Source organism: Corynebacterium sp. CCUG 71335 (genome assembly GCF_024454075.1).
Classification (GTDB): Bacteria; Actinomycetota; Actinomycetes; order Mycobacteriales; family Mycobacteriaceae; genus Corynebacterium; species Corynebacterium genitalium.
Map to the genome: position 1 here is coordinate 104,089 of NZ_JAGPYY010000004.1, position 19,525 is coordinate 123,613.

Consider the following 19,525-nt stretch of genomic DNA (forward strand, 5'->3'; position numbering starts at 1 on the left):
GCCGTCAGTGTAAGACTTTGCTGCCCCGGGCCTTTAACCACCCACACGCCATCAGCGCGAGAATCAGCGCCGAAACGATGAGCAATGAGTAGATAGTCACTACGGTCCCCGCTGGGAGGGCGAGCCCCCGCGGCAGTACGAGGAAACTGAAAACCGCCGAATACCCAGCTACAGCCACCCGGAAGAACCTGCGGTTGGCCCAGGCGGCAAGCGGCATGATGCCCCACAGCGGGTACCAGGGATGAACAACAGGGAAAAGAAGCACGAGGACGAGCGTGGCCACGCCTAACCCCCCAACGGGGTGAATCGTGCCCTTGAACGTCGCCCACAGCATGCGCACGCAGAACGCGACTGCGACCACCAACCCCACGGTGCGAGCAATGGCGAGTGTCGCTTCAGAATGGTCGCCCAAGCCCAGTAGCTGGGCGAAGAATGCGGAGATCACGCCGATGTCGGTGGTCAGTGAGAGCCAGCTGCGTATTGACGCGGCACCGCCCTGGCCCGTCACCCAACCCAGCCCGATGCGAGTGGCCACGGTGACAGCGGCGATCGTGGTCACCATGATGAGCGTCTGCACTGCAGCGGCTTTGGCGATGCCGGTCCAGCCACCCCACCGGCGCGCGAGCGACATGCCGACGAAGCCGAGCGCGAGGAAGCCGGGCACTTTCACCATGCCGGCGCACGTGATCAACGCACCCGAAACGACCAGCAACACGACGCCCCGACGTTTCACCAGGCCAGCATTGAGCGCGTCAATGCCGCGCAGACCTAGTTCCAGACCGATGAGCAGGATGCCCATCATCACGGCCTCATTATGGATCCCGCCGACCAAGTGGAGAATCACCAAAGGGTTGAGCACGCCCATCCACACCGCCACCGCACCGGAAACGTTGCAGCGGCGAGCAAGCGCCACGACGCCCCACGCTGCGGCCGCAACACCCGCTAGTGACACCAGCCGGTGACACACGACACCCCAGAACACCGAGTCGCCCGTGAGGATGGAGATTCCCGCCGAGATCCCCAGCGCCACCGGTCCGTAGGGGCTGGGCGATTCGGCCCAAATGAACGGCACGGAACGCGCCAGCGGGTTCTCTCGCCCGAGCAGCTCCACAGGCCCTGCGGAATAGGGGTCCATGCCCTGTGCGACGATCGACCCCTGCGCGAGATAGGAATAGATGTCCTGCGTGAACAGGGGAGCGGTGAACACCAGGGGCGCCACCCAGACCGCGAATGTGCGCAGCAGCACCGGCACCCCGACACGCGACGGTCCGCCGGCAGCGCCGACGAAGGTGCCCATGAGCAACCACGCCAGAACAACGAGGGCGACGCCCAGCAGCACAATGCTTGATGATGCCACCATCATCCGCCCCATCAACGCGCCGAAAGGGAAAGAACCGTAGGCGTTGTTGACCACGGGTAGCGCTCCGCCGCCTAAGCCTCCGAGGCCCATGAGTAAAGTGCCGATGACGCCGAGCACGCGCAGGACTTCGAAGCGGTTACGCTCCCACACGCTAGGCTGGACGGAGGGAGTGCCTTCGATCATTCCCGCGTGTAGTTCGGCCGCGTGTAGTTCGGCAGAGCGCGAACCCGGCCGGCCCAAGCGGGGTAGCTCGCCCGTGAAACGGGCAAGCGGTTGCTTGGCAGGAGCGGGACGGATTTTCACACCGGTCAGTGTACAAAACGGCTCCGACACCCGACCCCCGTTGCCGAGCGTGATCGATTTAAGGCACACTAGTGATGTCTAAAGGTGTTGTGAGTTCACGGAAAGGAGACGGCAATGGCAGTCACCCGTTCCACTGACGGCGAGACGCGCCGCCTGATCATGTCCGCGATGCTCACGTCGCGGCCTGTGACCGTCGCCGAACTGGCTGAGAAGGTGGGCATCACGCCCGCCGGCGTGCGCAGGCACCTAGACAAACTGCTTGCAGAAGGTCTGGCGGAACTCGCCGAGGCTGACACAACTGGCCCTGCCACCCGCGGCCGTCCGGCGAAGTATTACCAGCTCACCCGGGACGGTCGTGAACGCAACGGACACGGTTACGATGAGCTCGCACTGGCGGCGTTCGCTGAAGTGGAAGCCCTCGGCGGGCGTGACGCGGTGAAGAATCTCGCCCGGAAACGCGCGGAGAAGGTGCTGGGTGATGTCGCTGGTGAAGGGGACGTCGATAAGCGAACGCGTGATGTTGCAGCCGCTTTCGCAGCCCATGGCTACGCCGCGAACGCGGACAACGTAGGCTCGTCTCTGCAACTGTGCCAGCGTCACTGTCCCATTCATGCGGTCGCCGCCGAATACCCGGAGATATGTGAAGCCGAGCACGAGCTGATCGCGGAGCTCGTTGGAGCCGCTGTGTCCCCGCTGGCGCTCATCGCTAACGGGGACGGTGTCTGCACAGCCCACATCAGCCGCGCTGACGGCACTGCAAGCAATGCCCAAGCTGGAGGAACCCACAAGGAAAGGAGCGGAGACGATGACTAGTACGACTCCCGCACCCGGCCTGGAAAAGCCGATGAATGACGATGAGATTATTGAGTCGATGGGCCCGTACAACTACGGGTGGCACGACTCTGACGAGGCTGGTGCGGCTGCCCGCCGCGGCCTCGACGAGCAGGTCGTGCGCGACATCTCCGCAGCCAAGAATGAGCCGGAGTGGATGCTCGAGCAGCGCTTGAAGGCACTGGACATCTACAACAAGAAGCCGCTGCCGTCGTGGGGCCCGGATCTGTCCGGCATTGATTTCGACCAGATCAAGTACTTCGTCCGCTCCACCGAGAAGCAGGCCACCAGCTGGGAGGACCTGCCGGAGGACATCAAGAACACCTACGACAAGCTGGGCATCCCGGAGGCTGAGAAGCAGCGCCTCGTCGCAGGTGTCGCTGCGCAGTACGAGTCCGAGGTCGTCTACCACAAGATCCGCGAGGACTTGGAGGAGCAGGGCGTCATCTTCGTTGACACCGACACCGGTCTGCGCGAATACCCGGAGCTGTTCAAGGAGTACTTTGGCTCCGTCGTCCCGGCTGGCGACAACAAGTTCTCCGCGCTGAACGCTGCTGTGTGGTCCGGCGGTTCCTTCATCTACGTGCCCAAGGGTGTGCACGTGGAGATCCCGCTGCAGGCATACTTCCGCATCAACACCGAGAACATGGGTCAGTTTGAGCGCACGCTCATCGTCGTCGACGAGGACGCGTACGTCCACTACGTCGAGGGCTGCACCGCTCCGATCTACCAGTCCGACTCGCTGCACGCGGCCGTGGTGGAGATCATCGTGAAGAAGAACGCGCGCTGCCGCTACACCACGATCCAGAACTGGTCCACCAACGTCTACAACCTGGTCACCCAGCGTGCCCGCGCCGAAGAAGGTGCCACGATGGAGTGGGTCGACGGCAACATCGGCTCCAAGGTGAACATGAAGTACCCGGCTGTCTGGATGACCGGCCCGAACGCCCGCGGCGAAGTCCTCTCCGCGCAGTTCTGTGGCGAAGGCCAGACCCAGGACACCGGTGCCAAGGTCGTCCACATGGCGCCGAATACGTCCTCCAACATCGTGTCCAAGTCCGTCTCCCGCAACGGCGGCCGCGCGGCCTACCGCGGCCTGGTGCAGATCAACGCCAACGCGAAGAACTCCACCTCCAACATCGAGTGCGACGCACTGCTGGTGGACAACATCTCGCGCACCGACACCTACCCGTACAACGACATCCGCAACGACCACGTCACCCTGGGCCACGAGGCCAAGGTGTCCAAGGTCAGCGAAGAGCAGCTGTTCTACCTAATGTCGCGCGGCATCTCCGAGGAAGACGCGATGGCGATGATCGTCCGCGGCTTCATCGAGCCGATCGCCAAGGAGCTCCCGATGGAGTACGCGCTCGAGCTCAACCGCCTCATTGAACTGCAGATGGAAGGATCGGTGGGTTAATTGACCGAGACCGTTACCAAGAAGGAACGCGTCGGCAACGCCACGTTCCACGACAACAAGGGTGACCTGTTCGCCTCCTACGAGGTCAACGACTTCGAGGTTCCGCAGGGCCGCGACGAAATCTGGCGTTTCGTGTCCCTGCGCCGCCTGCGTGGGCTGCACAACGGCACCTTCCCGGACCAGGGTGAGGCGCAGGTCAACGTGTCCGGCCCGGCCGAGGTCACCGTGGAGCAGGTGTCGCCTGACGACGAGCGACTCAAGACCACGTCCGCCCCGGTCGACCGCATCGCTGCTCAGGCATGGACCTCCATGCCGCACGCGACGATTGTTTCCGTCCCGGCGAACGCCGAGCTGACCGAGCCAGTGGTCATCACCACCACCGGTGCAGGTCTGGGCGTGACCACCTTCTCCGGCCTCCACATCGAGGTGGGCCAGAGCGCGACCGCTACCATCCTGGTGCAGTACGAAGGCTCCGGCACCCACGCCGACAACGTCAACTTCGTCATCGGTGACAACGCGCAGGTCAACGTCGTGGTCGACGAGCAGTGGAACAACGACGCCGTTCACGTCGGTGCGCAAAGCATCGTCTGCGGCCGCGACGCCGTGCTGCGCCACACCGTAGCCACCTTCGGCGGTGAGCTGGTCCGCAACACCCCGCGCGTGAAGTACGCAGGCTCCGGCGGTGACGTCGAGCTGACCGGTGTCTACTACGCCGACGATGGGCAGTACATCGAAAACCGGCTGCTGGTGGACCACAACCACCCGTACTGCCGCTCCAACGTGCTGTACAAGGGTGCACTGCAGGGCGACAAGGACTCCAAGCTTCCCGATGCCCGCACCTGTTGGGTCGGCGACGTGCTCATCCGCTCCAACGCTTCCGGCACGGAGACCTACGAGGCCAACCGCAACATCGTTTTGACTGACGGCGCACGCGCTGACGCGATCCCGAACCTCGAGATCGAGACCGGTGACATCCCGGGCGCAGGCCACGCCGCCACCGTTGGCCGATTCGACGAGGAGCAGTTGTTCTACCTCAAGTCCCGCGGTATCCCCGACGGCGAGGCACGCCGCCTCATTGTCCGCGGCTTCTTCAACGAGGTTCTCAACCGCATCCCGGTTGAGAATGTGCGCGAAGAGCTGATTAACCGCGTCTCCGGCGAGCTCGAGAACGTCGAACTGTAAACCCTGACCCTTCCAATCTAGAAAGAGCACTATGTCCACGCTTGAAATCAAGAACCTTCACGCTTCGGTCCTCCCGCTCGAGGAGGGGCAGGAGCCGACCCCGATCCTCAAGGGCGTCAACCTGACCATCAACTCCGGTGAGACCCACGCCATCATGGGCCCGAACGGCTCCGGCAAGTCCACCCTGGCCTACACCTTGTCCGGCCACCCGTCCTACGAGGTGACTGACGGTGAGGTGCTTCTCGATGGCGAGAATATCCTCGACATGGAAGTCGACGAGCGCGCACGCGCCGGCCTCTTCCTGGCCATGCAGTACCCGGTCGAGGTTCCGGGCGTGTCCTCCTCGAACTTCATGCGCTCCGCCGTCACCGCCGTGCGCGGCGAGGCACCGAAGCTGCGCGAGTGGGTTCAGGAGCTCAACCAGGCCCGCGACGACCTGAAGATCGACCCGTCGTTCTCCGAGCGTGCCGTGAACGAAGGCTTCTCCGGTGGTGAGAAGAAGCGCCACGAGGTCATGCAGCTCGCCCTGATGAAGCCGAAGTTCGCCGTGATGGACGAGACCGACTCCGGCCTCGACGTCGACGCGCTACGCATTGTCTCTGAGGGCATCAACCGCTACCAGCAGGAGACCGACGGCGGCATCCTGATGATCACCCACTACCAGCGCATCCTCAACTACGTGCGCCCGGACCACGTCCACATCTTCGCGGACGGCGTGATCAAGCACTCCGGCGGCTTTGAGCTGGCTGAGAAGCTCGAGTCCGAGGGATACGAGGCGTTCGTCTAAATGACGTTTCTTAACCCCGACGGCACGCTCGACGTGGCTGCGGTGCGCGCCGAGTTTCCGATTCTGCACCGCACGGTTCGCGACGACGTGCCGTTGGTCTATTTGGACTCCGGTGCGACCTCCCAGCGGCCTGGGCGCGTCTGGCGCGCAGAGGAAGAGTTCGTACTGAACACCTTCGCCCCGGTGCACCGCGGTGCCTACCAGCTCGCAGAGGAGGCCACCGACGCTTACGAGTCCGCGCGCGAGAAGATCGCCGCGTTCGTTGGTGCGGAAGGCCACGAGATCGCGTTCACGAAGAACGCGACGGAAGCGCTCAACCTTGTCGCCTTCACGCTTGGCGACAATCGAGCCGGTGACCTTCAAATCACCTCCGACGACACGATCGTCATCACGGAGCTGGAGCACCACGCCAATCTGGTGCCGTGGCAGGAGCTTGCGCGCCGCACTGGTGCGACGTTGAAGTGGTACACGCTGACCGACGACGGCCGCATCGACCTCGATTCTCTCGAGCTCGACGAGACCGTCAAGGTTGTGGCGTTCACCCACCAGTCCAACGTGACTGGCGCAATTCCGGATGTCGCCGAAATTGTGCGCCGCGCAAAGGACGTGGGAGCGCTCACCGTGCTCGACGCGTGCCAGTCCGTGCCGCACCAGCCGGTGGATTTCCACGCCCTCGATGTCGACTTCGCGGCCTTTTCCGGCCACAAGATGTGCGGCCCGTCCGGCATCGGTGTCGTCTACGGCAAGGGGGAGCTGCTGAATCAGCTTCCGCCGTTCCTCACCGGTGGCTCGATGATCGAGGTCGTGCGCATGGAGGGATCGACCTTTGCGCCTGCTCCGCAGCGCTTCGAGGCTGGCACGCAGATGACCAGTCAGGTTGTTGGGCTTGGCGCAGCTGTCGATTTTCTGAACGAAGTCGGCATGGAGAACATCCAGGCTCACGAGCACATGCTCACCGCCTACGCACTCGAGCGCATGCAGGAGATCGACGGGCTGCGTCTCGCCGGCCCGGCAACGCCGGAGATGCGCGGGGGAGCGGTGTCCTTCACTGTTGACGGGATTCACCCGCACGACATGGGCCAAGTCCTTGATTCCCGTGGCGTGTGCATCCGTGTGGGGCACCACTGTGCGTGGCCCGCTCACCGCGGCCTGAACGCCCAGTCCACGGCACGCGCGAGCTTCTACCTGTACAACACCACCGACGAGATCGACGCGCTTGTCAGCGCCATCGGTCACGCCAAGGAATTCTTCGGCTAGCCACGGCGTTCTAGGGAGCACTATGAACTTAGAAGCGATGTATCAAGAGGTCATCCTCGACCACTACAAGAACCCGCAGAACGCCGGCTTGCGCGACCCCTTCGACGCTGAGGTGCACCACGTCAACCCTTCCTGCGGCGATGAGCTGACCCTGCGCGTGCAGCTGTCTGAGGACGGGAACACCGTTGAGGACATCTCCTATGATGCGGTCGGGTGCTCGATCTCGCAGGCGTCGACAAGCGTGCTCACGGAGGAGGTCATCGGTCTTCCCGTGGCGGAGGCGATGAAGAAGCTCGACGCCTTCGAGCTGATGATCACCTCCAAGGGCGAGGAAGAAGGCGACCCAGGAATGATCGGCGACGGCATTGCCTTTGCCGGTGTAGCAAAGTTCCCCGCACGCGTGAAGTGCGCCCTGCTCGGCTGGAAGGCTTTCCAGGCCGCCACGAGCGATGCGCTGAACGAGAAGGAGTAGACATGACCAACCCCACCGACAACACGTTCAACAACGCTGTCGACGAGAACGGCGAGCTCGCCCCGACCGACATGGAGACCGCTCAGGCGGCGCAAGAGGCCCAGGAGGATCAGGAGAAGGACGGATCCTCCAGCTTCGACGGGCCCGGTGAGCGACCCGAGCAGACCGAAGAGCAGATTCAGATTGCCGCTGACGTCGCTGAGTACATGCACGACGTGATTGACCCCGAGCTGGGCATCAACGTCGTCGACTTGGGTCTCGTCTACGACCTGTGGATCGAGGAAGAGGGCGGAAAGAAGACAGCTGTGATCAGCATGACGCTGACCTCGCCGGCGTGCCCTCTCACTGATGTGATTGAAGAGCAGGTCGAAGCTGCCGCTGTCGGCTCTGGCACCGTCGATGCCATCGCTCTGCACTGGGTATGGATGCCGCCGTGGGGCCCGCACATGATCACCGAGGACGGCCGCGAGCAGCTGCGTGCCCTCGGGTTCGCCGTCTAGGTGATTTGACCGCGGGGGTAGAGTGACCCCTTGTGATTGTCACCAACGACCTTGAAGTCCGCGTCGGCGCGCGTACCCTGCTGAACGCCCCTGGCCAGCACCTGCGTGTGCAAGCCGGCGACCGGATCGGCTTGGTCGGGCGCAACGGCGCGGGTAAAACCACGACGATGCGCATCCTGTCGGGGGAGACCGAGCCCTACGGCGGCACGGTGACGCGCTCCGGGGAGATCGGGTACCTCCCGCAGGACTCCCGCGAGGGCAACATTGAACAGACTGCGCGTGATCGCGTGCTCTCGGCCCGCGGGCTCGACCGGATCCGCGCCTCCATGGAGCGCCAGCAGGAAATCATGGAGGTCGAGGACGGCGCCAAGCGCGACACTGCGATTTCGAAGTACTCGCGCCTCGAGGAGCGCTATCAGGCCCTTGGCGGATACGAAGCCGACGCGGAGGCGGCGCAGATCTGCGACAACCTCGGCCTCCCGTCGCGCATTCTCGACCAGCCGCTCAAGACGCTTTCGGGCGGTCAGCGCCGCCGCGTCGAGCTCGCACAAATCCTCTTTGCCGCTAACGACGGCGCAGGCAAGTCCACGACGACGTTGCTTCTCGACGAGCCGACCAACCACCTCGACGCCGATTCCATCACCTGGCTACGTGACTTTCTGTCCAAGCACGAGGGCGGGTTGATCATGATCTCCCACGATGTCGAGCTGCTCGACCAAGTGTGCAACAAGGTGTGGTTCCTCGACGCTGTCCGCGGTGAGGCCGACGTGTACAACATGGGCTTCTCCAAGTACAAAGACGCCCGCGCCGAGGACGAGGCCCGCCGCCGCCGGGAGCGCGCCAACGCGGAGAAAAAGGCATCTGCGCTGCAGAAGCAAGCCGCCAAGCTGGGTGCGAAGGCGACGAAGGCCGCAGCTGCGAAGCAGATGCTCGCGCGTGCCGACCGCATGATGAACGAGCTTGACGACGTCCGAGTCGCCGACAAGGTCGCCTCCATCAGCTTCCCGGAGCCTGCCCCCTGCGGTAAGACTCCGCTGTTTGGCAGAGGCCTGACGAAGATGTACGGCTCGCTCGAAGTCTTCGCGGGCGTGGACCTGGCCATTGACAAGGGGTCGCGCGTGGTCGTGCTGGGCACCAACGGTGCCGGCAAGACGACGCTGCTCAAACTGCTCGCCGGTGTGGAGCGCACCGACGGCGGGGGCGGCCTTGTGACAGGCAACGGCCTGAAGATCGGTTATTTCGCTCAGGAGCACGACACGATCGACGGCGACAAGTCCGTCTGGGAAAACACCATCGCGGCCTGCCCCGACGCCGGCCAGCAGGATCTGCGCGGCCTCCTCGGTGCGTTCATGTTCTCCGGCGACAAGCTCGACCAGCCGGCCGGCACGCTCTCTGGCGGCGAGAAGACGCGCCTGTCGCTCGCCACGCTCGTCTCCTCCCGTGCCAACGTATTGCTTCTCGACGAACCCACCAACAACCTCGACCCCCAATCCCGCGAACAGGTTCTCGACGCCTTGAAGACTTACACCGGTGCCGTCGTGCTGGTCACGCACGATCCCGGTGCCGTTAAAGCCCTCGAACCAGAGCGTGTCATCATCATGCCCGAAGGTGACGAGGACTTGTGGAGCGACGAGTACATGGAGATCGTGGAGCTGGCCTAATGGAGAATATCTTTTACAACGACTGGTCCACCATTGGTGTCACCGCAGCCAAGGGTGTGCTGATTTACATTGCATTGATCGCGATGCTGCGCATCAGTGGGAAGCGGTCACTGTCGAAGTTCAACATCTTCGATTTCGTGATCACCATCGCCATCGGATCTATTTTCGCGTCGACCCTGACCAGCAACGACGTGAAGTTGGCTCAGGCCGTCACCGCGATTGTCGTGCTTCTGGGCGGGCAATACCTCATTTCTAAACTGGCCTTGGGCTCTGAGTCCTTCGAGAAGTTGGTGAAGTCCGATCCAGCGTTGCTCTTCTACTCCGGCGAATTCAACGAAAAGACAATGAAGAACGAGCGGGTGACTAGGCGCGAAGTGCTGCAAGCAGTGCGCGGCAGCGGTTCGTCGAGCATGGACGATGTGGCGGCGGTCATCTTGGAAACTGACGGCACGATCTCTGTGATCGGAGCCGCGGAGGGCACCGCCACGCCGAAACGGAACGAACTTTTCGATTCCGTGAAGCGAAACCCAGAAGCCTAACTCGCTAACGCCAGTAACGCCGAGCGAAATTGGCCAGAATCTGGTTGTTGGCGGAGTAGTCGTAGTCGTAGGAGCGGGCGATCTGGGTCTCGAATGTCTCAAGCGATGTGTAGCCCAGGTGCGCGTACAGGCGCAGGCGGAATTCCAGCGCCTCGGCCGTGAGCTCTGGGTGGAATTGCGTGGCGTAGACATTCTGGCCGACCCGGAACATTTGGGTTGGGCATGCTTCACCAGTGACGAGGACGGTCACGCGTGGATCCTCGGGGAGTGCGGCGAGCGCCTCTTTGTGCCCGACAAGCGTGTCGAATGTCGCGGGGGTGGCCCCCAAAACGACGTCGTCGGATTCGACGCGGCGCACCGTCACAGGGCCCGCCTCCTCGGCGTGCTCGTCCGACAGCGTCGCTCCGATGACCGTCCCGATCGCCCCGATACCGTAGCACGCTCCCAGAACAGGGAAGTCCCGTTCGATGCATTCGGCGATGAGAGTGCCGATCTCGCGCTCGACACGCAGCTGCAAGGGGGACTTACGTAGTTCCAGGTTATTGAACGGGCTGCCGCCCAGCAGCACGCCCGAATACTCCTCGAGGTCGACGCGGCCTAGTTCGGAGCGCTCGAGGCGCCGTTGTTCGATCGCGCTTTTATCTACTTGCATTGCGTTGGAGAAGCTTTCCAGCTCCTCGGCCGCGGCCTCATCTTCGGGGCGGGTGCTCAACAACAGGAACGGGCGGAAAGTGCTCACCGTGATAAATCTAGCCCCCGGCAAGTTTCGGCGGGAAATCGGCCTGCGCGTGTAAGATCGCTGCCATGAACCCGATTCAATCACTCCGTGAAGCGTGGAACGCCCTGAGCAAAGAGGAGAAGACAGCCGCCGGCGTGATCGGCGCGATCGACACCGCCGCGAAGGGCATCGCTCTGTGGGACCTCGCCCGCACTGACTCGAAGAAGCTCCGCGGCCCGAAGTGGCTGTGGACGTCTGTCATTGGCGCTGTCAACACCATTGGTTGGCTGAGCTACTTCATCGTGGGCAAGAAGTACTAGAACTCACCACCTGCATAGAAACGGACGCGGCGCACTGGCTGCGTCCGTTTTTTCTGCCATGGGTAGGTGTCCTCGGCGGCGGGCACCGTTTCAAGCAGAATGATCTGGGTGTCCGTGCCGGCTGACCCGCCGATGGTGAGCTGCCCATCGTGGGCGGTGACGTCTGTTTCGTAGCTTCGGCTCGCGTTCCACTTGCTTACAAGCGCTAGGGGGACCGTAGCGAACACCTTCCGCCCTCGCCGCAGTACAAGCTGTTGGTCGTCGATGTAAGAGGGGCGCACGCGTTCGCTTGCGACGAGACCCCACACGAACACAATGCCCCACAACGACAGCAGCAAAGCTATAAGCCGCACAGTGCCGCTGGGAAGAAGTAGGTGCACGGCAACGAGCTCGATAAGCAGCACAGCAGTGAGGAAGCCCAGCATTTGCAGTCGGCCGGGCGGATGCGGCAGGGCCCTCGCCCCCTCGGACACGTCCGTGCGACCGCGCGCCCACCGGATCAGGTCGCAGTAAAGCCCTAGCTCGTAGCGGCCCGCCCGCACCGCGGGGTGCTTTGCGGCGAGTGTCCGGAGCTTATGCGCCGTAGTCATCGGCCAGCTCCTTCAAGGTAGCGCGTTGCCGTGCGTCGAGGCCGGTGTCGCGCAGATCGATAGGCAAGTCCCCGGGGATGAGGGTTTCGGCGATCCCGCGCATGACGGTGCGCGGCAGAAGAGCTTTGAGCTTATCGACGTCGCCGTCGCCCCACGCCGCCGCAAACTTCAGCGTCGCGCTTCTGCACTGGTCGTCGGCGAGATTGGCGCGCAGCTGCTCCCACGTGTCAGGGGTCGCCACACCTGTCATCGCCATGAGGTCGAAAGTCTCGATCTCTCCGCGCGCATAATCGGTGTCGCCGAGCAAGGAGACGATCCCGTGCCTCAGGTCGTCCGGCAGCCCGAGCGGGGCCTCCTGCAGCGCGGCTAGGCGCTGGCGCTGCAGGGTCAGCCCTTCAATACGGGCGTCGATGAGCTCCAAGGAACGGTCGACGGCGTCGGGGTGGTTGATGTGGGAGGTAGGGACGCCAGCGTCGATAAGCGCGCGGGCGCGGATGACCGCCGCGAGATCGCGCAGTGAGTAGTCGCGGTAGTTGCCTGCGGTGCGCGGTGGCTCGGGCACCGCTCCAGTTTCGTGCAGGTGGCGCACCGCCCGCACAGAGCAGCCGGCGGCGCGGGCGACATCAGAGATCCTCATGGCACCAGTCTGAACTATGACGCCGCGTGAGGGTCAAGCGTTAGTTCCGGAATGCGTGCACCGGCGCAGGAATGAAACCGCCCCGTTCCACAAATGCTGAGCAACTCACCTGGTTGACGGGGATGACGGGGGCGTAGCCCAACAGCCCGCCGAAGTTGACCTCGTCGCCAGGCTGAGTGCCGGGGACGGGGATCAGGCGGGCCGCGGTCGTCTTGTGGTTCATCACGCCGATGGCGGCCTCGTCAGCGATCATGCCGGCAATGCTTGCGGCAGACGTGTCGCCCGGGATCGCGATCATGTCGAAACCGACGGAGCAGATCGACGTCATTGCCTCCAGCTTGTCCATCGTGATTGAGCCCGAGCGCACAGCGTCGATCATCCCTTGATCTTCGGAAACGGGGATGAAGGAACCGGAAAGCCCACCGACGCGCGAGCACGCCATCATGCCGCCCTTCTTCACCGCATCGTTGAGTAGCGCCAGAGCGGCGGTCGTACCGTGCGTGCCCACTTGCGACAGGCCCATGTGCTCGAGGATGTGCGCGACGGAATCGCCAACCTCCGCGGTGGGGGCGAGCGACAGGTCAACGATGCCGAACGGCACACCGAGCCGTTCTGCGGCGAGCGAGCCCACGAGCTGGCCCGCGCGGGTGATCTTGAAGGCAGCCTTCTTGATCTCCTCGGCGACCTCGTTCAGGCTGGCGCCCGCGAGCGGGGTAATGGCGTAGTCGACAACACCCGGGCCGGACACCCCGATGGAGACGACCGTGTCGGGCTCCTCGATGCCGTGGAAGGCGCCGGCCATGAACGGGTTGTCGCCGACAGCGTTGGCGAAGACGACGAGCTTCGCGCAGGCGATGGAGGATTCCTCCGCAGTGCGGGCGGCGGCGTCCTTGACCACCTCACCCATGGTCTTCACGGCATCCATGTTGATGCCGGCGCGGGAGGATGCGACGTTGACCGATCCGCACACGAAGCTGGTCTCCGACAATGCCTCCGGGATGGAGCGGATGAGGCGCTCGTCGGCCTTGGTCGCGCCTTTCTCCACGAGAGCGGAGTACCCGCCGATGAAGTTCACCCCGAGTTCGTTCGCGGCGCGGTCGAGAGCACGGGCAATGTCAGCGGGGTTGCCGTCGACACCCGCGGCAACGAGCGCAATGGGGGAGACGGACACGCGCTTGTTCACGATCGGGATGCCCAACTCGCGCTCGATGCCCTCGCAGACCTCGACGAGGCGGGAGGCGCGTTGAGTGACGCGGTCATAGACTGCGTCTGCAGTTGCTTCCATCGTGCCGCAGGTGCATCCGATAAGCGAGATGCCCATGGTCACGGTGCGGATGTCGAGGCGGTAGTCCTCGATCATCGAGATCACGTCGACGATGCTCGAGGCTTTGAAATTGAGCTGGTTCGCCATGCCCGCTTAGACCTCGTTCATGACGGTGAACAGTGCCTCGGACTGGACGCGGATGTCCACGCCGAGACTCTTGCCCAGTTCACCCATCGTGTCTTGGAGTCCGGCGAGGTCGAACCCCTCGCCGGGTAGTTCCGCGCGCATGATCATAGTGAAAAAGTCGTCCATGATGGTCTGGGAGACGTCGACGATGTTGAGGTCGTGCTCCGCGGCTACCTGCGCAACGCCGGCAATGATGCCGACGCGGTCTGGTCCAGTGGTGGTGATGATTGCGTACATGCGCCCCATCCTACGACTCGCGGGTAAATCGGCAGGAGCCAGCATTCACGGTTACGGTGGGGTGCATGAGCACTGAAGAAAGCGCAGACAAAGCAAGCAAGTTCGTCCTCGTTCTCGGCGCGGGCGGCAACGTGTCCAAGCACACCGTTCCGCTGCTGACCGAGTCGGGGCACAAGGTCGCAGCACTCGTGCGCAATCCAGAGCACGCACCGTCACTTATCGACGCTGGCGCCACCGTCATCATTCAAGACCTCACCACGCTGGACGAGGAAGGATGGGCGCGCCTGATCACTCCATTCGACACCGTTGTGTGGTCCGCGGGTGCCGGCGGCGGTAGCGCTGAGCGCACGTACGCGGTGGACCGCGATGCAGCGATGAAAGCAATTGACGCCCTGGAGGAACTGGGCGAATACACACCGCACTTCATCATGGTGTCCTACGCCGGTGCCGCCGAGGCCACCACTGAGGACGACGGCGGCTCGTGGTACGCGTACGTGGAATCGAAGAAGGCCGTGGATCAGCGACTGCTCGCGTCCGATCTCACGTACACGATCCTGGGGCCGACTCTTCTCACGGATGAGCCGTCGAAGGGCGTGACGGTGTTGACCGATGCGCGCAACGCGGATTCCAAGACGTCGCGTGAGCTCGTCGCCCAGGTCATCGTGGAGGCCGTCGACCGTGGTGAGATGTCGCCGAACCCCTTCGAATTCGAAGACGGCACCGAGCCGGTCAGTTCCGTCTAATCCGTCTAACTCGCTGCCTGCCCGGCGAGGCAGAACTGCGCGAAGCGCTTCACGATCTCGTTCGCCGTTTCCGTATCCACGCTGGGTAGTCCCGCGATGATGTCGTCGTAGGCCTCTTGCGGGAAGTAGCCGTAGTCGTAGTAGAAGTCCATGCGGGTCTTCATCGCCGCAGCGTCCATTTCAGCGTGGAACTGGGTGGCCCACACGCGGTCGCGGTAGCGGACGATTTGAACGGGGCACGAGGGGCCGTCGGCAAGCAGAGTGAGTTCTGGGTGCGTGCTGTGCGGCTCGGCGTTCTCGGTGTGGCCAGTCAGAGCAGTGAACAACTTCGGTAGGTCGCGCAGCAGAGGGTCCTCGTCGGCGGAGGAAAGCAGGTTCACGATCGTCGGGCCCGAGGCCTCTGGGTGCGAGTGGGTCACGTTCCCGCCGAGGTGGTGGGTGAGCCAGCTCAGGCCGTAGCAGACGAAGAAGACAGGGATGTCGCCTTCGACGACCTCTCCGAGCAGGGTGTGCACGTGTTGCTGCCAGGCGTCGTAGGTGCCGTTCGTGATGTTGAGCGAACTGCCACCCACAAAAATCCCCTGAATGCCGTTCAAGCTGCCTAGCTCGGCGTGCTCGTCGCTAATTGTACGCAGCTCTACGTCGTCGGTGGTGAGTCCAGTGGCACGGAGCGTGTCGTGGTATTCCGCGTGGGACACCGCCGGGCCGACAGGGCCGTTGCGCAGGGAAAGGAAGAGAAGCATAGCGGGTAAGTCTAAACCGCATGCGTGAAGGCTCGCACATCCGGGGGAAGGAATCCCAAGGCGCCGATAAGCAGAAATGCGAAAGGGGCCGGGGAAACCCCGGCCCCAATCAGCTACAGACGGTTAGCTCTTGACCATCTGGCGCAGCACGTACTGCAGAATGCCGCCGTGGCGGTAGTACTCAGCCTCACCCGGGGTGTCAACGCGGACCTTCGCGTCGAACTCGACGGTCTCGCCGCCGTCCTTGGTGGCGGTGACGTGGACAGTCTCCGGGATGGTGTCGCCCTCGTTGAAGGCGGTGATACCGGTGATGTCGAAGGTCTCCGTGCCGTCCAGGCCGAGGGACTCGTGGGACTCGCCCTCCGGGAACTGCAGCGGCAGCACGCCCATACCGATCAGGTTGGAGCGGTGGATGCGCTCGAAGGACTCGGTGATGACAGCCTTCACGCCCAGCAGGTTGGTGCCCTTGGCAGCCCAGTCACGGGAGGAACCGGTGCCGTACTCCTTACCGGCCAGAACAACCAGCGGGATGTCCTGCTCGGCGTAGTTCTGAGCAGCGTCGTAGATGAACGCCTGCGGGTTGCCTTCCTGGGTGAAGTCCAGGGTGTAGCCGCCGGCGTCCTCAACGAGCTGGTTGCGCAGGCGGATGTTGGCGAAGGTGCCGCGAACCATGACCTCGTGGTTACCACGGCGGGAACCGAAGGAGTTGTAGTCGTGGCGCTCCACACCGTTGTCGTCCAGGTAGTTCGCAGCCGGGGTGCCCGGCTTGATCGACGAGGCGGGGGAGATGTGGTCGGTGGTCACGGAGTCGCCCAGCTTGGCCAGGACTCGTGCGCCGGTGATGTCGCCAACATCGTTGGGCTCCTCCGGCATGCCGTCGAAGTACGGTGCCTTGCGGATGTAGGTGGAGTCCTCGTCCCAAGCGAAGGTCTTGCCCTCCGGAACGTCGAGGTTCTGCCACTGCTCGTCGCCCTTGAAGACGTCGGCGTAGTCAGCCTCGTACATTTCGCGGGAGATGGTCTCGGCGATGACGCCCTCGATCTCCTCCGGGGACGGCCAGACGTCCTTGAGGAAGATGTCGTTGCCGTCAGCGTCCTGGCCGAGCGGCTGGGACTCGAAGTCGAAGTCCATGGTGCCGGCGATCGCGTAGGCGATGACGAGCAGAGGGGACGCGAGGTAGTTCATCTTCACGTCCGGGGAGATGCGGCCTTCGAAGTTACGGTTACCGGACAGCACGGCAGTGGCGGTCAGGTCGTACTCGTTGATGGCCTCGGAGATCTCGTTCGGCAGCGGGCCGGAGTTACCGATGCAGGAAGCGCAGCCGAAGCCGGAGAGGTAGAAGCCGACAGCCTCGAGGTCCTTCCACAGGTCGGCGCGCTCGTAGTAGCCGTTGACCACCTGGGAGCCCGGAGCCATGATGGTCTTGACCCACGGCTTAGCCTTCAGGCCCTTCTCGGCGGCCTTGCGGGCGAGCATGGCAGCACCGACCATGACGGACGGGTTGGAGGTGTTGGTGCAGGAGGTGATCGCAGCAATAGCGACCATGCCGTGGTCGAGGGTGTACTCGCCGCCCTGCGGGGACTCGACGATGACCGGCTTGGAAGCGCGGCCCTCTGCACCCTCAGCGGCGGACTCGCCGTTGGCCGGCCAGGACTGGTTGTACTCGACAGTGTCGACCTTCTCTGCACGCACCGGCTCTGCCTGGCCCTCGCCTGCCGTGTTGTAGTCCGGCAGCTGGGTGCGGAAGGTGGTCTTGGACTCTTCCAGGAGGATGCGGTCCTGCGGGCGCTTCGGGCCAGCGATGGACGGCTTGACGGTGGACAGGTCCAGCTCGAGGTACTCGGAGTACTCTGCTTCCGGAGCGTCCTGCTCGAGCCACATGCCCTGTGCCTTGGCGTACGCCTCGACGCGGTCGATGGTCTCCTTGTCGCGGCCGGTGAGCTCGAGGTAGTTGATGGTCTCCTCGTCGATCGGGAAGATCGCACAGGTGGAGCCGAACTCCGGCGACATGTTACCGATGGTCGCGCGGTTAGCCAGCGGGATCTCCTTGACACCGTTGCCGTAGAACTCAACGAACTTCTGGACCACGCCGTGCTCGCGGAGCATCTCGGTAACGGTCAGAACGACATCGGTTGCGGTCACGCCAACCGGGATCTCACCGGTGAGCTTGAAGCCGACAACGCGCGGGATGAGCATGGACACCGGCTGGCCCAGCATGGCTGCCTCAGCCTCGATGCCGCCAACGCCCCAGCCGAGGATGCCCAGTCCGTTTTCCATGGTGGTGTGGGAGTCGGTACCGATGCAGGTGTCCGGGTAGGCAACGCCGTCGTTGTCGAAGACGACGCGGGAGAGGTACTCGATGTTGACCTGGTGGACAATACCGGTCCCCGGGGGAACGACGCGGAAGTTGGAGAAGTTCTCTGCACCCCAGCGCAGGAACTGGTAGCGCTCTTCGTTGCGCTCGTACTCGATCTCGACGTTCTTGTCGATGGCGTTCTCGGAACCGAAGGCCTCGATGATCACGGAGTGGTCGATGACCATTTCCGCCGGGTTGAGCGGGTTGACCTGGTCCGGGTTGCCGCCGAGAGAAGAAACGGCCTCACGCATGGTGGCGAGGTCGACGACACAAGGGACACCGGTGAAGTCCTGCATGAGGACGCGGGCCGGGGTGAACTGGATCTCGATGGACGGCTCTGCCGACGGGTCCCAGTTGGCGATGGCGTTGATGTGCTCCTCGGTGACGTTCTTGCCGTCTTCGGTGCGCAGCAGGTTCTCACCCAGCACCTTCAGGGAGTAGGGGAGTTTCTCCATGCCTTCGACTGCGTCGAGGGCGTAGTAGTCATAGGACTTGCCGCCTACCTCGAGAGTCTTCTTGGCGTTGAAAGAGTTCTTGCTTTCAGACACGTGAGCTCCGTTTCTCGTTGTCGAACTGTGAAATTCTGGGTGTTGTGACCCATTCGGGTCCCTACCCGACAATGGTAAGGCACACACCAGATATAAGGGGTAATTCTAGGCACACTTGAAAGTTCTGTAAGCCTTTTAGTTACCCCGTTTGGGTATTTGCGCGTCGTCACGCTTATCGACGTTTCCCACCGCTACCCTTGACAACCATGCCGCACCCCGAAGCTGACCTCGATGCGCTGTCCGCCCAACTGCGTGACGGACGGGTCGCTTTCGGCACGGACAATCCGGTGAACGAGTCCCTGGCCGCGGATCTCACCCGAGCAATGGGCAATATCGATGCGGCGGGTGCGGCGGATGTGGGCGACATCGGCGTCGTGGTGCTGGAGACGACACCAGAGCGACCGGGGGACCTGCGGGACATCGCGCAGGATCTCCAGAATGTCACTGGATTGGACACGGTCGTGGTGCGCACGCCCAATTCGGCGGCTGCAGTGAGTAATTCTCTTTCACGCGCCGAGATTGAAAGCGGGCAATTGGCCATGGTGGGCGAGCCCGACTACGCCGTTGGTCTGGAGGCATTCGCCGCTGAAGCCGACGGGTTCGCGCCTCCGTGGGTTGTTGTCTTTCTCGTTCTGGCGGCCATCGTGGCGGTAGTTGTGCTCATGACGTTCTTCTCGGTGGTGCGACAGCGACGATAGTGGGCACCGTTAGTCAAGTTATCTGGCTTGTCTAGCAAAGCGTCCCGGCGTGTCTAATTCTTTCTTTTGAGGCGTGTGTTAACGGTTGTGGCGCGAACGTGACCGACGTCACATAAATAGTTTCCGCGGCTAAAACCGCAGGGTGTGCAGAAGTAACAGTCATGAGATTCGCC

20 protein-coding genes are annotated in these 19,525 nt (G+C 63.2%); 12 read left to right on the forward strand and 8 right to left on the reverse strand.

Going from position 1 to position 19,525, the window contains the following annotated elements:
* Positions 1 to 4: 4 nt before the first annotated feature.
* Positions 5 to 1,663, reverse strand: coding sequence for a polyprenol phosphomannose-dependent alpha 1,6 mannosyltransferase MptB (gene mptB / locus KBX19_RS04425; RefSeq protein WP_255994950.1), 1,659 nt, complete (start codon positions 1,661 to 1,663; stop codon positions 5 to 7).
* A gap of 114 nt (positions 1,664 to 1,777) precedes the next feature.
* Between mptB and KBX19_RS04430 the strand changes: the two genes are divergently transcribed.
* The 9 genes from KBX19_RS04430 (at position 1,778) to KBX19_RS04470 (ending at position 10,312) form a co-directional block, all read left to right on the forward strand.
* Positions 1,778 to 2,476, forward strand: coding sequence for a metalloregulator ArsR/SmtB family transcription factor (locus KBX19_RS04430; protein WP_255994949.1), 699 nt, complete (start codon positions 1,778 to 1,780; stop codon positions 2,474 to 2,476).
* Positions 2,469 to 3,914 (forward strand): Fe-S cluster assembly protein SufB, encoded by a 1,446-nt coding sequence (gene sufB, locus KBX19_RS04435; protein ID WP_255997634.1) that lies wholly within the window; start codon positions 2,469 to 2,471, stop codon positions 3,912 to 3,914. Before KBX19_RS04430 ends, sufB begins: the two co-directional genes overlap by 8 nt.
* On the forward strand, positions 3,915 to 5,096 hold the full coding sequence (gene sufD, locus KBX19_RS04440; protein ID WP_255997635.1) for a Fe-S cluster assembly protein SufD: 1,182 nt from the start codon (positions 3,915 to 3,917) through the stop codon (positions 5,094 to 5,096).
* A 31-nt stretch (positions 5,097 to 5,127) separates the two neighbouring features.
* Positions 5,128 to 5,883 carry a Fe-S cluster assembly ATPase SufC gene (gene sufC, locus KBX19_RS04445; protein WP_005290079.1) on the forward strand — a complete coding sequence of 252 codons (756 nt, stop codon included), beginning with the start codon at positions 5,128 to 5,130 and terminating at the stop codon, positions 5,881 to 5,883.
* A complete protein-coding gene (locus KBX19_RS04450) occupies positions 5,884 to 7,140 on the forward strand; it encodes a cysteine desulfurase (protein WP_255997636.1) in 1,257 nt (418 codons plus the stop codon). It abuts the gene before it with no gap.
* A gap of 22 nt (positions 7,141 to 7,162) precedes the next feature.
* Positions 7,163 to 7,612, forward strand: coding sequence for a Fe-S cluster assembly sulfur transfer protein SufU (gene sufU, locus KBX19_RS04455; RefSeq protein ID WP_005290083.1), 450 nt, complete (start codon positions 7,163 to 7,165; stop codon positions 7,610 to 7,612).
* 71 nt (positions 7,613 to 7,683) lie between these two features.
* Entirely contained in the window at positions 7,684 to 8,112 is a 429-nt protein-coding gene (locus KBX19_RS04460) for a metal-sulfur cluster assembly factor (RefSeq protein WP_040424440.1), read from the forward strand.
* A 32-nt stretch (positions 8,113 to 8,144) separates the two neighbouring features.
* Positions 8,145 to 9,773, forward strand: a complete 1,629-nt coding sequence (locus KBX19_RS04465; RefSeq protein ID WP_255997637.1) for an ABC-F family ATP-binding cassette domain-containing protein — start codon at positions 8,145 to 8,147, stop codon at positions 9,771 to 9,773.
* A complete protein-coding gene (locus KBX19_RS04470; protein ID WP_255997638.1) occupies positions 9,773 to 10,312 on the forward strand; it encodes a DUF421 domain-containing protein in 540 nt (179 codons plus the stop codon). Before KBX19_RS04465 ends, KBX19_RS04470 begins: the two co-directional genes overlap by 1 nt.
* Positions 10,313 to 10,316: 4 nt before the next feature.
* Here the strand turns inward: KBX19_RS04470 and KBX19_RS04475 are convergent, their stop codons facing one another.
* Complete coding sequence (locus KBX19_RS04475; protein WP_255997639.1) at positions 10,317 to 11,051, reverse strand: glutamine amidotransferase; 735 nt, start codon at positions 11,049 to 11,051, stop codon at positions 10,317 to 10,319.
* Between the two features lie 65 nt (positions 11,052 to 11,116).
* Between KBX19_RS04475 and KBX19_RS04480 the strand changes: the two genes are divergently transcribed.
* Positions 11,117 to 11,350, forward strand: coding sequence for a PLDc N-terminal domain-containing protein (locus tag KBX19_RS04480; protein WP_255997641.1), 234 nt, complete (start codon positions 11,117 to 11,119; stop codon positions 11,348 to 11,350).
* Here KBX19_RS04480 and KBX19_RS04485 read toward each other — a convergent pair.
* Genes KBX19_RS04485 through KBX19_RS04500 form a run of 4 tightly spaced genes read right to left on the reverse strand, consistent with a single transcriptional unit; the run spans position 11,347 to position 14,264 of the window.
* Entirely contained in the window at positions 11,347 to 11,940 is a 594-nt protein-coding gene (locus tag KBX19_RS04485; RefSeq protein WP_255997643.1) for a hypothetical protein, read from the reverse strand. The two genes, KBX19_RS04480 and KBX19_RS04485, sit on opposite strands and share 4 nt — an antisense overlap.
* Complete coding sequence (locus KBX19_RS04490; RefSeq protein ID WP_255997645.1) at positions 11,924 to 12,577, reverse strand: MerR family transcriptional regulator; 654 nt, start codon at positions 12,575 to 12,577, stop codon at positions 11,924 to 11,926. The genes KBX19_RS04485 and KBX19_RS04490 overlap by 17 nt, the downstream gene beginning before the upstream one ends.
* A gap of 40 nt (positions 12,578 to 12,617) precedes the next feature.
* Positions 12,618 to 13,988, reverse strand: coding sequence for a PFL family protein (locus KBX19_RS04495; RefSeq protein WP_255997647.1), 1,371 nt, complete (start codon positions 13,986 to 13,988; stop codon positions 12,618 to 12,620).
* A gap of 6 nt (positions 13,989 to 13,994) precedes the next feature.
* Positions 13,995 to 14,264: an ACT domain-containing protein gene (locus KBX19_RS04500; protein WP_040423699.1), complete on the reverse strand. Its 270-nt coding sequence runs from the start codon at positions 14,262 to 14,264 to the stop codon at positions 13,995 to 13,997.
* Positions 14,265 to 14,329: 65 nt separating this feature from the next.
* On the opposite strand from KBX19_RS04500, the gene KBX19_RS04505 reads away from it, so the two are divergent.
* Positions 14,330 to 15,007 carry an SDR family oxidoreductase gene (locus tag KBX19_RS04505; RefSeq protein ID WP_255994943.1) on the forward strand — a complete coding sequence of 226 codons (678 nt, stop codon included), beginning with the start codon at positions 14,330 to 14,332 and terminating at the stop codon, positions 15,005 to 15,007.
* A 5-nt stretch (positions 15,008 to 15,012) separates the two neighbouring features.
* Here the strand turns inward: KBX19_RS04505 and KBX19_RS04510 are convergent, their stop codons facing one another.
* Positions 15,013 to 15,750 (reverse strand): glutamine amidotransferase, encoded by a 738-nt coding sequence (locus KBX19_RS04510; protein ID WP_005290101.1) that lies wholly within the window; start codon positions 15,748 to 15,750, stop codon positions 15,013 to 15,015.
* 123 nt (positions 15,751 to 15,873) lie between these two features.
* A complete protein-coding gene (gene acnA, locus KBX19_RS04515; RefSeq protein ID WP_255994942.1) occupies positions 15,874 to 18,654 on the reverse strand; it encodes an aconitate hydratase AcnA in 2,781 nt (926 codons plus the stop codon).
* 206 nt (positions 18,655 to 18,860) lie between these two features.
* Between acnA and KBX19_RS04520 the strand changes: the two genes are divergently transcribed.
* Positions 18,861 to 19,352 (forward strand): DUF6676 family protein, encoded by a 492-nt coding sequence (locus KBX19_RS04520; protein ID WP_255994941.1) that lies wholly within the window; start codon positions 18,861 to 18,863, stop codon positions 19,350 to 19,352.
* The last annotated feature ends 173 nt before the right edge of the window (positions 19,353 to 19,525 follow it).